Annotated in this window: 14 protein-coding genes; 8 read left to right on the top strand and 6 right to left on the bottom strand. The window is 43.3% G+C overall.

Annotated features, from left to right (window positions below):
* Window positions 1–170: 170 nt before the first annotated feature.
* From ACLTL4_RS09545 to ACLTL4_RS09535, 3 genes are all read right to left on the bottom strand, one after another.
* Window positions 171–638, bottom strand: coding sequence for a hypothetical protein (locus tag ACLTL4_RS09545; protein ID WP_412290601.1), 468 nt, complete (start codon window positions 636–638; stop codon window positions 171–173).
* 226 nt (window positions 639–864) lie between these two features.
* Complete coding sequence (locus ACLTL4_RS09540; protein WP_248835134.1) at window positions 865–1,203, bottom strand: branched-chain amino acid transporter permease; 339 nt, start codon at window positions 1,201–1,203, stop codon at window positions 865–867.
* On the bottom strand, window positions 1,196–1,918 hold the full coding sequence (locus ACLTL4_RS09535) for an AzlC family ABC transporter permease (RefSeq protein WP_412290603.1): 723 nt from the start codon (window positions 1,916–1,918) through the stop codon (window positions 1,196–1,198). The genes ACLTL4_RS09540 and ACLTL4_RS09535 overlap by 8 nt, the downstream gene beginning before the upstream one ends.
* A 79-nt stretch (window positions 1,919–1,997) precedes the next feature.
* Here ACLTL4_RS09535 and ACLTL4_RS09530 point away from each other — a divergent pair, with 79 nt between their 5' ends.
* From ACLTL4_RS09530 to ACLTL4_RS09515, 4 genes are all read left to right on the top strand, one after another.
* Window positions 1,998–2,597, top strand: coding sequence for a YdcF family protein (locus tag ACLTL4_RS09530; protein WP_178089168.1), 600 nt, complete (start codon window positions 1,998–2,000; stop codon window positions 2,595–2,597).
* A 114-nt stretch (window positions 2,598–2,711) separates the two neighbouring features.
* Entirely contained in the window at window positions 2,712–3,389 is a 678-nt protein-coding gene (locus ACLTL4_RS09525) for an HAD family hydrolase (RefSeq protein ID WP_022118682.1), read from the top strand.
* Window positions 3,386–4,186 carry an HAD family hydrolase gene (locus ACLTL4_RS09520; protein ID WP_412290606.1) on the top strand — a complete coding sequence of 267 codons (801 nt, stop codon included), beginning with the start codon at window positions 3,386–3,388 and terminating at the stop codon, window positions 4,184–4,186. Before ACLTL4_RS09525 ends, ACLTL4_RS09520 begins: the two co-directional genes overlap by 4 nt.
* Before the next feature lie 91 nt (window positions 4,187–4,277).
* Window positions 4,278–4,541: a hypothetical protein gene (locus ACLTL4_RS09515; RefSeq protein ID WP_022118680.1), complete on the top strand. Its 264-nt coding sequence runs from the start codon at window positions 4,278–4,280 to the stop codon at window positions 4,539–4,541.
* 424 nt (window positions 4,542–4,965) lie between these two features.
* Here ACLTL4_RS09515 and ACLTL4_RS09510 read toward each other — a convergent pair whose 3' ends face one another.
* The 3 genes from ACLTL4_RS09510 to ACLTL4_RS09500 all read right to left on the bottom strand — a co-directional run bounded on the left by ACLTL4_RS09510 (window position 4,966) and on the right by ACLTL4_RS09500 (window position 8,388).
* Complete coding sequence (locus ACLTL4_RS09510; RefSeq protein ID WP_022118679.1) at window positions 4,966–5,697, bottom strand: TraX family protein; 732 nt, start codon at window positions 5,695–5,697, stop codon at window positions 4,966–4,968.
* Between the two features lie 5 nt (window positions 5,698–5,702).
* On the bottom strand, window positions 5,703–7,760 hold the full coding sequence (gene htpG, locus ACLTL4_RS09505; RefSeq protein ID WP_022118678.1) for a molecular chaperone HtpG: 2,058 nt from the start codon (window positions 7,758–7,760) through the stop codon (window positions 5,703–5,705).
* A gap of 139 nt (window positions 7,761–7,899) precedes the next feature.
* On the bottom strand, window positions 7,900–8,388 hold the full coding sequence (locus ACLTL4_RS09500) for a DUF5721 family protein (RefSeq protein WP_412290609.1): 489 nt from the start codon (window positions 8,386–8,388) through the stop codon (window positions 7,900–7,902).
* A gap of 517 nt (window positions 8,389–8,905) precedes the next feature.
* Here ACLTL4_RS09500 and ACLTL4_RS09495 point away from each other — a divergent pair.
* The 4 genes from ACLTL4_RS09495 (at window position 8,906) to pflA (ending at window position 13,475) form a co-directional block, all read left to right on the top strand.
* Window positions 8,906–9,751, top strand: coding sequence for a DegV family protein (locus tag ACLTL4_RS09495; protein WP_022118644.1), 846 nt, complete (start codon window positions 8,906–8,908; stop codon window positions 9,749–9,751).
* Window positions 9,752–9,890: 139 nt separating this feature from the next.
* The gene (locus tag ACLTL4_RS09490) at window positions 9,891–10,244 is read left to right on the top strand and encodes a hypothetical protein (protein ID WP_022118645.1); all 354 of its coding nucleotides are present in this window, start codon (window positions 9,891–9,893) and stop codon (window positions 10,242–10,244) included.
* Between the two features lie 233 nt (window positions 10,245–10,477).
* Window positions 10,478–12,730, top strand: coding sequence for a formate C-acetyltransferase (gene pflB, locus ACLTL4_RS09485; protein WP_022118647.1), 2,253 nt, complete (start codon window positions 10,478–10,480; stop codon window positions 12,728–12,730).
* A gap of 1 nt (window position 12,731) precedes the next feature.
* Window positions 12,732–13,475, top strand: a complete 744-nt coding sequence (gene pflA / locus ACLTL4_RS09480) for a pyruvate formate-lyase-activating protein (protein ID WP_022118648.1) — start codon at window positions 12,732–12,734, stop codon at window positions 13,473–13,475.
* The last annotated feature ends 261 nt before the right edge of the window (window positions 13,476–13,736 follow it).

Here is a 13,736-nt window from a genome sequence, read left to right as displayed (position 1 = left end):
ATTCCTTTTTTGTATATCAGATGTGGGATGACGCATACCTCTGTAGATAAGAACAATAAATTTTCAAAAAAATCTCTGAAAAAAAGACAGAAACAAAAAGTGTGCAAACTGCAAAAGGGATGGAATTGCAATTTGCACACTCTTGAATTTTAACAGAAGCAAATCAGAACTTAAGCTTCCGGCGTTTCTTCCTCTGATTTTTCTTCGCCAGCATCAGCAACCATTTCTTCTGCCTCTTCCGGAACAGTTTCTTCTTCGTCAGCGTCTTCCGGTTTGCTTTCTGCTTCTGCATGTTCAGTGACAGCCTCAGCTGTCTCTTTCGGTTCTTCTGCCTCAGCTTTGACGGTCTCTTCTTCTGCTTCTTTTTCGAAAATGGCTTCGGCCGTATCAGCGGCATTTTCCGCTGCTTCCTCCGGTACGGAAGAGGATGGAATGGTAACATACTCGCGGGCATCGGCAGCATCTTCACCATCAAGATCCTCAAGGTCATCATCTAAGAAATCATCCTCGAAATCTTCAAAATCATCCTCCCAATTCTCTTTCTCTTTTTTATGTTTTTTGAAATATGCAAGTCCGGCACCTGCGGCAGCTCCCAAAAGTGCAGCACCTACCAGCCATTTGCTGTATTTTTTTGACATAAACGAACTCCTTTCTCCTGTTTTAAAATCCTGACTGATGTCTGCGAATTGCTCTGTTATAAGGTAATTTTCGCAATTCTGAGCTATGCTTCAGTCAGTACCAAGTGCCCTAGATCCCAATGTCTTAGCTTGCAGGTAAGAACGATATTTTGAAATTTTGACACTGGCATTATATAATATTTCATATATGGTATTGTAATACTTTTCTATAAAAAAGAAAAGGGGTTTATTTAAAAATTATCTGAACAAGAAACATGTAAAACAGTGTCCCTCCTCCAACGGAGAGAAGCGTGTTTTTCTTCCAGCAGTGTACCAGAACGATGGCAATGCCGGCGATCAGCTCTGGCAGTCCGAACGGTGCCTGCAGCAGGGAAACATTCTTGAAGCAGTAAACCACCAGCATACCGATGATAGCGTAAGGAAGTACTTTTCCGAGGTACATGATGTAAGCAGGTGTCTTGGATTTTCCAGAAAACAAAAGGAACGGAAGTCCGCGTACAAAAAAAGTCAGTAAGGACATGATCGCGATCATGGCGATTGCCTGAGAATCCGGGATACTACGCATGTGAATCATCTCCTTTCTGATTTTCTCTTTCCATATGCTCCTCCAGCGGCTTACGAAGCAGTGTCAGGATCGTAAGAATGAAGAGCATGGCAGGAATGATAAAACGGTCCGGCCCGAAAAGAAGCAGACAGATCACAGAGCAGATCACACCGGTGATTGCCGGGATATGATTTTTGCTGTTCAGCCACTGATCAGTAAAGATTACAATAAACAGTGATGTCATGACAAAATCCACACCTTTTGTATTGAAGTTGACCAGGGAACCAAAGAGTGCACCGAACGTGCAGCCGATGATCCAGTAAACGTGATCCAGCATGGAGATAAACAAATAGAACCATCCCTTGTCCACACCGTCCGGAACCGGGGTTGTAGCAACCAGAGAATAGGTCTCATCGGTCAGCTCATGGATCAGCAGAAGCTTTTTCTTTCCGGTGTCTTTGTATTTGTCGATGATGGAAAGACCGTAGAAGAGATGCCGTACCTGGATCATCAGTGTCATGATCGCGGTGGAGATCAGGCTGGCACCGCTTGCGAGCAGATCGATCGCCACATACTGCATCGAGCCGGCATAAATAAAGATGGACATAAAGAAAGCCCAGATAAAAGAATATCCGTTGCTTTCAAGCAGTATGCCAAAGCCCATACCAAGAAAAAGATAGCCTGCCATAACCGGAAGTGTGTGAGGAAAGGCAGACCTGAATGCTTTGCTTTTCATGTTCATTTCCTCCTTGAAATGTATCAGCAATTAGTATAGCATGGTGGGTGAAATATGTCAAAATACAGGAGAAAAAAGCATGAAATTTTATGATGCATTAACAGATTTTATTTTCACAGAACAGAAACCGGAAAAAGCAGATGCGATCTTTGTTCCGGGCGGATTGTATGGTGAGATCGCACAGCATGCGGCAGAGCTTTATCAGCAGGGCTTTGCATCACTTATCGTGCCTTCTGGAAAGTACAGCATTGTGGAAGGAAAATTTACTGAGGTACAGTCACCGGAGAAATATAAAGGCAGATATTTTGAGACAGAAAGTGATTTTCTGACGCAGATCCTTGTGGATGAAGGGGTAAAAAAAAGCGATATTCTGCAGGAAAAAGAAGCATCTTATACTTATCAGAATGCATTATTTACCAAGGATCTTCTCGAGAAAAAAGGGCTGCATTTAAAAAAAGTGATCCTGTCCTGTCAGGCATATCACGCCAGAAGATGTCTGATGTATTATCAGTTTGTTTTCCCGGAAATCGAATTTATCGTCTCACCGGTCATTACCAGGGGTGTTTCAAAAGAAAACTGGTATCAGAGCGAGTACGGTATCTGTCTGGTACTCAAAGAGGTGGAACACTGCGGCAGCCAGTTCGCAGATATGATGTGCGACCGTGCCTCTGTCCGATAAATGTCGGTAGAGATGACAAAGATTGCATGAAAAGTGTTACAGAAATTTGACGGAAAACCAGTTTCGTGTTATGCTGTAGCGGCAGAAAACCGTTCACAAAAGAGGAGTGATCTTATGATAAAAGCAGCAATTTTTGATCTTGACGGTACGATCGGAGATACCGTGGAATCCATCGCTTACAGTGGCAATCGTGCCCTCAGGGATATCGGATACCAGGCATTTCCGGTGGAAAATTATAAATATTATGCAGGTGATGGCGTAGATGAACTGGTCCGCCGTACCCTGCGGGATTCCGGTGATACGAACTGCAGTCAGTTTGAGCAGATGAAAAGCATTTACAAAGCGTATTTTGCAAAAGACTGCATGTACCATGTAAAGCCGTTTCCGGGTATTTGCGAGATGCTTTCAGAACTGAAAAAAAGAGGGATCCGGATCGCCGTACTTTCCAATAAACCGCATGCTCAGGCCATCGATGTGGTGGAGAGTCTGTTTGGAAAAGATTATTTTGATTACATCCAGGGACAGACAGAAACAATCCGACGCAAACCCGCACCGGACGGAGCGTTTGCCATTGCAGAAAAGTTTGCAGTAGAGACCGGAGAATGTCTTTATGTCGGAGATACAAACACGGACATGCAGACCGGCAATGCGGCACATATGCATCCGGTAGGGGTTCTGTGGGGATTCCGCGACCGAAAAGAATTAGAAGAAAATCACAGTGAATATGTGATTGAAAAACCACAGGAACTGATTGAGATCCTGGAAAAGATAAACGGAGGAGACAACAAGTGATAAAACTGGTAGCAACCGATATTGACGGCACACTGATACGGGAGAGCAGTTCTGTGCTGCCGGAAGAAATTTTTGATCTGATCCGGGAACTTCGAAAACGTGATATCTATTTTGCGGCAGCAAGCGGAAGACAGTACATGGGATTGAAACGACTGTTTGCTCCGGTGACAGATCAGATGCTTTTTATCAGTGAAAATGGTTCCAACGTTGTATGGAAGGACGAAGAACTTTATGCTTCCGTGATCAATCCGAACCTGATAAAAGAGATGCAGGAATATGCAAAACATTTCCCGAATATGCATCTGACCTTATCGACAACAAAAGCGATGCATTCTACCGGAAGTGATGACCTGTCCTATCGGAAAATGATGGTGGATGGCTATCAGAATGACATGGTTTTTGATGATGACGAAGACGGCACCAAACTGAAAGTGATCAAAATGTCTCTGTACTGTGAAAGCGGGATTCGGCCTTATGCAAAAGAAATCGAAGATTACTGGCAGGGCAGATTAAACACCGTAGTGGCAGGTGCACCGTGGATTGATTTTATGAAGCCAGGAACCGATAAAGGTGCAGCACTTCAGTTCGTACAGCAGTATTTTCAGGTAAAAAAAGAAGAGACGCTGGCATTCGGGGATAATCACAACGATCTTGGAATGATCCTGGCAGCAGGAGAGGGATGTGCAGTTTCTACCGCAAGAACCGCAGTCAAAGAGGCAGCAAAACATATCGTTGGAAGCTACGAAGAAAAAGGGGTCATAAAGGCACTTCAGGAGCTGCTAAAGAAGCAGAAATAAATAATGAGATGTTGAGATCAAAAGATATTTGGATCTTAATCAATACTTGTAATTGGCAAGTGGGCCGGAGAGAAAAAAGGAGGATTTGATCATGGCAAATTTCAGCAAAGAATGTATTGAGACGTTTTTAAACAAACAGCTGCAGCTGTTTGATGAAAAAGTGGCAGAGACACCGCAGGAGGCAGAAGAGTTCCTTGAGGATAATCTGGCGGTCGTACTTGACAGTATCGAAGATGTACGTGACTATCTGGATGAGAGCGGAATGGATGCGGCACAGCTTTCCAAAGACGAGATTTTGCAGGCATCCGAAGTGTTTGCACTTCCGGGTGGAAAATATCTTGTAGTGCTTGCCTGAGAAATTCAGACGGAGATTTCCTGGCGAGTGTAAAGAAATGATGGAAGTTTTATAAGGTGCTGTCTGCGAAAAACAGCAGAGTATGTGCAAATAAACGTCATAAAATGATTTTGTAAAATAGGACGCCATGATGATTCGAAAACAATCTCCTGACACGCTTCGTTTCCTGTTCGGTTCGCTCGTGTGTTAGCCGCCCTTCGCCTAAACTCGCCTCTTCGAGGCTCAAACAGCGGCTCGGGGGCAGCAACATCGCAAACCTCACGACGGAAGCCTTGCTACCGTCAGTACGATTTGTTTTCGAATTCATCATGGCTATGCTGTTTTACGTTCCCTTCGGGGAATTCGTTCATTTGCACATGCACAAATTTATAGACTTTCATGAAAGCTCTATTTATATCAGAAAATGTCTCCCCAAATCAATGCTTTATACTGAAATAAGAATTGGCAACAAGAATGTTTTAACTCCCCACAGAATCAGCAGATGCACCGGATAAAACCAGTAGAAGAACCATTTGCCGGATTTCCCGCGTTTTCCGTTATAGAACCAGACAGGAATAAAAGCAAGCGGTGCAGTCGTCTCCCAGCTAAAGGCAACAGCTCCGGCTACGACCTGCTTCATCCGATCATAGCGGAAAATATAGAGCAGTTCGATCAGCAGAACACCGCGATAGCCATAATCTGTATGCAGAGCCCATGCAAGCACCATTGCCAGGATTAAAACAAGCACCTGTGCCACAGGCTGTGCTTGCATTCGGAAGTAATCGCACAGCATCATAGCAAGCAGTCCGATCAGCAGGGTGAAAAAGACGTTTTGGTGTACTGGATCAAAGAGACGTCCCATGATCGCAAGATCAAAAGGGATTTCCGAGACCAGTGCAAACAGAAAAAGGCGGAGTGCATATTTTTTTCGGTCGTGCGTGTGCAGAAATCCTTCTACTAACAAAAAGCAGAAGATCGGAAAGGAGACACGGCCGATCAGACGGAGGATACGGTCTGTGTTCCGAAGCATTTCAAAAAGAGCCGCATCATTTCGTGTTTCATCTACCAAAAGGAGCCCGCGTTCGAAAACGCAGGCACCTATGTGGTCAATGAGCATGGTAATCATTGCAATCTTTTTTAAAGAACTCCCGGTCAGGGAAGGGGATTGTCTGCTCATCTGTTTTATTTTGCCAGCAGCATCATGATCTTATTACTGCGGGTGATGAATTTGGTCATTTCTTCCGGTGCAAGTGGTTTATGGCTCAGCATTGCCAGGTCATAGAGCTGTTCACACATCATCGGTACATGTTCAGAATCTTTGTGATTGAAGATATACTGAACCAGTTCATTGTTTGCATTCAGAACTAAAGTAGCAGGACCGCCGAACATGTTCGGATCCATACCGTACATATTATACATCTTCATCATATCCTGCATACGGCGTGTTTCCTCAGACAGAACAATCATCGAAGAGACAGAAGCATTTTTCAGCTTTTCTACTTTGACTTCCAGCTTATCATTGTTCAGTGCTTTGTGGAATACATCCGTCAGAGTTTCTTTTTCTTCTTTCAGATCTTCTTCGGAAACTTCTTCTTTCATATCTGCATTGACATCTGCATCGATACGCTCGAATTTGATGGTGTCATCCTGACGCTCCAGATGTGTGATGAAAGCAGAGTCGATATTATGTTTCAGGATCACAGCATCAATGCCCTGTTCTTTGAACAGATTGATGTACTGGCTCTGCTGTACTTCATCTGTGACATAGAAAAGTACAGTTTTTTCTTTTTGCTTTTCTTCTGCATTTTCTGTGCTTTCTGTTTCTTTTACAGCTTCCGCAGTATCTTCTTTTTTGTTTTCTGCAACAAAATCCTGAAGAGTCAGATATTTGCCGTCGAGGTTCTTGAACAGCAGACAGTCTTTGATACGGTCATAGAATTTGTCATCTTTGATGCAGCCGTATTTGATGAACGGGCTGATATCATCCCAGTATTTCTCATAATTTTCACGGTCGGTCTTGCACATGCCGGTCAGTTTGTCTGCAACTTTCTTGCTGATATATTCAGAAATTTTCTTTACAGTACCGTCGTTCTGCAATGCACTTCTGGAAACGTTCAAAGGCAGATCCGGACAATCGATCACACCTTTTAAGAGCATCAGGAACTCCGGAATCACTTCTTTGATATTATCGGCGATAAAGACCTGATTGTTGTAAAGTTTGATCGTACCTTCTACAGAGTCATATTCTGTGTTGATCTTAGGGAAGTAGAGGATACCTTTCAGATTGAACGGATAGTCCATGTTCAGATGGATCCAGAACAGAGGTTCCTTGTAATCCATAAATACTTTGCGGTAGAAATCTTTGTATTCGTCTTCGCTGCATTCATTCGGATGCTTTGTCCACAGTGGGTGGATATCATTTAAAGCAACCGGACGCTTCTGGATTTTAACCATTTCTTTTGCAGGAGAAACTTCAACGATTTCTTTTTCACCGTTCTCATTTTCTTTCTCTTCTGTTTTGGCATCTTCGTGGATGTGTTCGATCACAACATCGTCGTCACGCAGTTCGCTCTCTTCAATGGTTTCGTATTCCGGTTCTGCGTTTGCTTTGGAGAGGAAGATCTCAACCGGCATGAAAGAGCAGTATTTGTCCAGAACTTCTCTTGTGCGGTATTCGTTTGCAAATTCAACACTTTCTTCATTTAAATAAAGAGTGATCTCTGTACCTACGGTTGTTTTGCTGCCGTCACCGATCGTGTACTGTGTGCCGCCGTCACATTCCCAGTGAACAGCTGTTGCACCGTCACGGTAGGAGAGTGTATCGATATGTACTTCATCTGCTACCATGAATGCGGAATAAAAACCAAGACCGAAATGACCGATCATTTCATCTGCATTTGTCTTGTCTTTGTATTTCTCAAGAAAAGCAGTCGCACCGGAGAAAGCGATCTTTGTGATGTATTCTTCGACTTCGTCTGCTGTCATACCAAGACCGGTATCAATGAATTTCATAGTTTTTTCTTCCGGATTTACGATAACCTGAATAGAAGCTTTGTAATCTTCCGGAAAAGTATATTCACCCATGATTTCCAGTTTTTTCAGTTTGGTGATGGCATCACATCCGTTGGATACCAGTTCACGGATGAAAATATCGTGGTCAGAATATAACCATTTCTTTATAATAGGAAATATATTGTCACTGTCGATGGATAAGTTACCTGTTCTATTTGTATTACTCATAATCGTTCACACCTTTCCAATAATCTTGCAGCAGCCAAGTTTTCTTATGACTGCCCTATGCAAGATAGTTTAGTACCGTTCTATGGAAATGTCAAGAGAAAATCAGCACTCAAACGCAACGAGTGCTAACAAAAAAGTATTAACTTTCTAAAGAAAGTATAAACTTCTGGATTTTCTGATCCCAGGCATGTTCCAGGGACTTATCCATTGAGAAAATGTTAAGAGATGTTCCGGTTACAGCATTCAGCCGACTATCTTTATAACGCAGATTTAAAAACAGGCCGTTGATGTCGGAGACTGTGAAAGAAGTATCTGTTTCGGACAGAAATGATTCGACTGCATGGGAAGAGAGCTGCAGGACGATCGAGAAAGAAAGCGGTGTGTGGTTGCCGCGGATCAGTTCAAAGCAGACGGGACGCAGCTGTTTCCAGCGGGCGATCGGTGTACGGTCTTTATAGAGTGTCTCATATTCTTCTTTCGTATAATAATCTTTCAGAATATGTCCATCCATATGGAAAGAGGCAAATGTAGAAAGAGAAAGCTCCGGAACGCAGAATGCATCAAAGGTACTGCGGCAGAGCAGATGGTTCATAAACAATTTTACTTCAGTTATAGGAATAGAAATCATAAGTACCTCCTGTCAGAAAGCGGACATATACAGGATTTTGGTGATATGGTCCGTGTATTTTTCAGTATAGCGGAAAAAACCGAAAAAGAAAAGAAGAAAAGCATTGCAAAATATGTGATATGTGTTATAGTAGAATGTAGTATTAAAAACCAGATAACATGATGTGAGTGTTAAGATTTATCTCAGTCGAGAAGACTCCCACTTCTGCAAGTGGTGAGTAATAACAAGTCTTTCTCAGTGGGAGTACAATCTCCGACTGAGATAAACGCTCCGCGAGAATGTGCAGTGATTCTGAGAAGAATATGTCAGCTTTCGCTGACCAGAATCACGCACCAAGTCTCACGTGCGTTCGACTTGAATTTTGACATTCATACCATATCAATAGAAGATAAAAATTCTGTGAAAATCTACAGAAGGTCTGGCTTGTGAACATCGCAGCACTTTTATTTTCATACTGCGGCGATGCACATTTCTGTATAGATTTGAATAAGCGGAATTTAATATGGAGGATTTATAGATGAGTTTCAGAGTAGTGATCGACAGCTGTGGGGAGCTGACAGATGAGATGAAAAAGAGCGGCAATTTTGTGTCTGCACCGCTGACACTGCAGGTGGATGAGTATATTGTACAGGATGATGAGGAACATTTCAACCAGGCAGAGTTTTTAAAAAAAGTAGCGGAGTGCCCAAACTGTCCGAAATCTTCCTGCCCATCACCGGAAATATATCGTGATGCCTACGACTGTGATGCAGATCATGTTTATGCAGTGACGCTTTCAGAAAAACTGAGTGGATCTTACAACAGTGCAGTTCTTGGTAAAAATCTCTATCTGGAGGATCATCCGGATGCAAAAGTTTATGTATTCAATTCCTGCTCGGCATCTGTTGGTGAGACGCTGATCGGACTGAAAATCCAGGAGCTGGAAGAGAAGGGACTTTCTTTTGAAGAAGTTGTAGAACAGACAGAGGCTTATATTCTCTCACAGGATACCTGGTTTGTCCTGGAAAATCTGGACACCCTTCGTAAAAACGGCCGTCTCGGTACCGTAAAGGCTCTGGTAGCGACTGCACTGAAGATCAAACCGGTCATGGGATCAACAGACGAAGGCACGATTATTCAGCTGGATCAGGCAAGAGGCATGAAGAAAGCTCTTGTAAAAATGGTCAATTCAATCGAGGAGAAAAAATCATCCGATCCACAGGAGCGTATGGTTGGGATCGCTCACTGTAATTGTCCGCAGAGGGCAGAGATGGTAAAAGAGGAGATCATAAAGAGGCTGCCGTTTAAAGATGTGATCCTGGTCAATACCGCAGGTGTCAGCACCATGTATGCAAACGATGGTGGAATTATCGTAGTTGCATAAGTTTTTAAAATAGTGTATACTATGATGCTAGAAAGGATTGTGGGAGTGCAACGCACGGAACAATCCGTAGGCATCATAGTTGGGGACTTTTGACACCCACATCATACTATTAAGAAACTATATATAAGGAGTGAAAGACATGAGTCAGGCAAAAGTGGATCGCTACAAAGAAGAAAAGCAGAAACGCGAAAAGCTTCAGAAAAAAGAAAAAAGAGAGTTACTGCTCTGGAAAATAGTGGGCATTATCGTGCTGGTTGCTCTTGTTGGCTGGATTGGTTTCTCAGTATACCAGAATGTTCAGAAAGATGCGTCTCATACATATGAAATGAAAACAGATGCACTGGATCATTACATGAACGGTTTAAATGCTGAGACAGAAACTTCAAGTGAAGCGTCCACAGAGACAACAGAAAAAACGACAGAAGAAACTGCAGCAGAGACTTCTGCTGAAAGTACAGTAACCGAAGCAGCCGGTGAGACGGCAGCAGAATAAAAGAAAAAAGAAACTGCGTTATCGTGAAAACGAGAGGCAGTTTTTTATGTCTGAAAGAAAATGCTTCTGTTATATTTTTCAGAATGGTTTCTCAAAGGAAAATTGTACAGAAAAAAGAACGGCAACGTTTGTTATGTATTTAACAAAATACTTGCACTACATCTTGTGCTATGTTAAGATGAAAGCGACAAAACATAGAAACACAAAATCACAGAGAAAGGAAGATAGAAAACATGAAGGATTTTAAACAGTGGGATGGTTTCGCTGGAAGACTCTGGAAAGAAGGCGTAGACGTCCGCGATTTTATTCAGAACAACTACACACCATATGACGGAGATGATTCTTTCCTGGAGGGACCTACAGAGGCAACAAATCGTCTGTGGGGAAAAGTATCTGAACTTCAGAAAGAAGAGAGAGCAAAGGGCGGTGTCCTTGATATGGAGACTGATGTTGTAACAGGCATCACTGCATATGGAGCTGCTTATATTGATGACAGCATGAAAGATATGGAGCAGGTTGTCGGTCTGCAGACAGACAAGCCGCTGAAACGTGCATTTATGCCATACGGCGGAATCAAGATGGCTGAGAAATCCTGTGAAATGTATGGATATAAACCAAATCCACAGCTTCATGAGATCTTTACCAAATACCATAAAACACATAACCAGGGTGTATTTGATATCTATACACCGGAAATGTTAAAAGCACGTCATAACAAGATCCTGACCGGTCTTCCGGATACTTACGGACGCGGACGTATCGTAGGTGACTACCGTCGTGTGGCTCTGTACGGTATCGATTACCTGATTGAGAAAAAGAAAGCAGATTTTACTGCTACAAACCGTCAGGGTATGCGTCGTGGTGACTTCCAGCTGCGTGAAGAGATCGCAGACCAGGTTCGTGCACTGCAGGAAATGAAAGAAATGGCACAGTCCTATGGATATGATATTTCCGAGCCGGCTAAGAATGCAAAAGAAGCAGTTCAGTGGCTGTACTTCGGATATCTGGCTGCCATCAAGACACAGAACGGTGCAGCTATGAGTGTCGGACGTATTTCTACTTTCCTTGATATTTATATTGAGAAAGATATTGCAGCAGGCATCCTGACTGAAAAAGAAGCTCAGGAACTGATCGACCATATGGTTATGAAATTCCGTATGGTAAAATTCGCAAGAATCGCTTCTTACAACCAGCTGTTCTCCGGTGACCCGGTATGGGCAACTCTGGAAGTAGCAGGTATGGGTATGGACGGACGTTCTATGGTAACAAAGAATGATTACCGTTTCCTGCATACACTGGAAAACATGGGACCTTCACCGGAACCGAACCTGACCGTTCTGTATTCCGAACGTCTGCCTGAGACATTCAAAAAATATGCAGCACATATCTCTGTTACAACAAGCTCTATCCAGTATGAGAACGATGATGTTATGCGTCCGGTATGGGGCGATGACTATTCTATCTGTTGCTGTGTATCTGCTACTGAGACAGGTAAAGAGATCCAGTTCTTCGGAGCAAGAGCAAACCTGGCAAAATGTCTGCTGTATGCGATTAACGGCGGTGTAGATGAGAAGACAAGAGATCAGGTAGCACCGAAATATCAGGCGATCACATCCGAATATCTGGATTATGATGAAGTTATGGATAAATATGACACCATGCTTGACTGGCTGGCACATCTGTATGTAGGAACTCTGAACATGATCCATTACATGCATGATAAATACTACTATGAAGCAGCAGAGATGGCTCTGATCGATACAGATGTAAGACGTACATTTGCTACCGGTATCGCAGGATTCTCACATGTAGTAGACTCTCTGTCCGCAATCAAGTATGCAAAAGTAAAAACGGTTCGTGATGAAAGCGGAATCGTTACCGATTATGAGATCGAAGGAGACTTCCCAAGATACGGTAATGACGATGACAGAGCTGACGAGATCGCTGTATGGCTGCTGCGTACATTCATGGATAAACTGAAATACTGCCATACCTACCGTGATTCTGAGCCGACAACTTCTATCCTGACAATCACATCAAACGTAGTATACGGTAAAGCAACCGGTTCTCTGCCAGATGGAAGAAAAGCAGGCGAGCCTCTGGCACCTGGAGCAAACCCATCTTACGGAGCAGAACAGAACGGTCTGCTGGCATCTTTGAACTCTGTTGCAAAACTTCCGTACGAAGATGCACTGGATGGTATCTCCAATACACAGACCATCAACCCGGGTGCTCTGGGACACGATGATGCAGAGCGTACCGAAAATCTGGTTCATGTACTGGATGGTTACTTCAAACAGGGTGCACATCACCTGAACGTAAACGTATTCGGAAAAGAAAAACTGATCGATGCTATGGAGCATCCGGAAAAAGAAGAATACGCAAACTTCACAATCCGTGTATCAGGATATGCTGTTAAATTTATCGACCTGACAAGAGAACAGCAGCTTGACGTTATCGCAAGAACCTGCCACGACAGAATGTAATATGGAAAACGGGGCAAAAACAGGATATGTCCATTCGCTGGAAAGCTTTGGATCGGTTGACGGTCCGGGTGTGCGTTATGTGATCTTCTTAAGCGGCTGTGCGATGCGATGCCAGTTCTGTCATAATCCGGATACCTGGAATATGACAGCCGGCAAAAGCTACACAGCTGATGCCCTTCTGAAACAGGCAGTAAAATACCGCACTTATTGGGGAAATAAGGGCGGTATTACTGTCAGTGGAGGAGAACCACTGCTTCAGATTGATTTTCTGATCGAACTGTTTCGCAAGGCAAAAGAGATGGGGATCCACACAACGCTGGATACGAGCGGCAATCCTTACACGGAAAAAGAGCCATTCTATTCAAAATGGCTGGAACTGATGAAATACACCGATCTGATTCTTCTGGATATCAAGCATATTGATGAACAGGAGCATATTAAACTGACCGGTCAGACCAACAAAAATATTCTGGCTATGGCAGAAAAGTTATCGGATATGGGAAAACCGGTATGGATCCGTCATGTACTGGTTCCGGAGCGGAGCGACCGTGATGATTACTTGCACCGGCTGGCAGATTTTATTCACACGCTGAAAAATGTGGAGCGTGTGGAAGTACTGCCATACCATACGCTGGGCGTGTTCAAATGGGAAAATTTAGGAATTCCATATCAGCTTGAAGGGATCAATCCGCCAAGTGCAGAACGGATCAAGAATGCAGAAGAGATTCTGGCGTTCAGGAAATAGAAATAACAGGAAAATTTTAAATGTGCAAAGGAACAATGTCCTGAAGGACACATAAAAGTGTCTTCCTGGGCATTGTTCCTTTTGCACATTTGGAAAGCGGACATTCACAATCCGCTTCTCTGCGTTCAAATTTCAATATTTCACGAGTTTTTTAAAGCAGAGAAAATTTACTCCACAACCGGAGGTACAAAATGTTCGATTGCATTTCGCAGTTTCGGTTGATTAGCGGATGGTAACGCTGCGTTTTCGGCTGTTATACGT

The sequence above is a fragment of the Hominisplanchenecus sp. genome (assembly GCF_046967715.1).
Taxonomy (GTDB): Bacteria; Bacillota; Clostridia; order Lachnospirales; family Lachnospiraceae; genus Hominisplanchenecus; species Hominisplanchenecus faecis.
The sequence above is the reverse complement of the archived record's forward strand: the minus strand, read 5'-3'. Positions and strand labels throughout refer to the sequence as shown.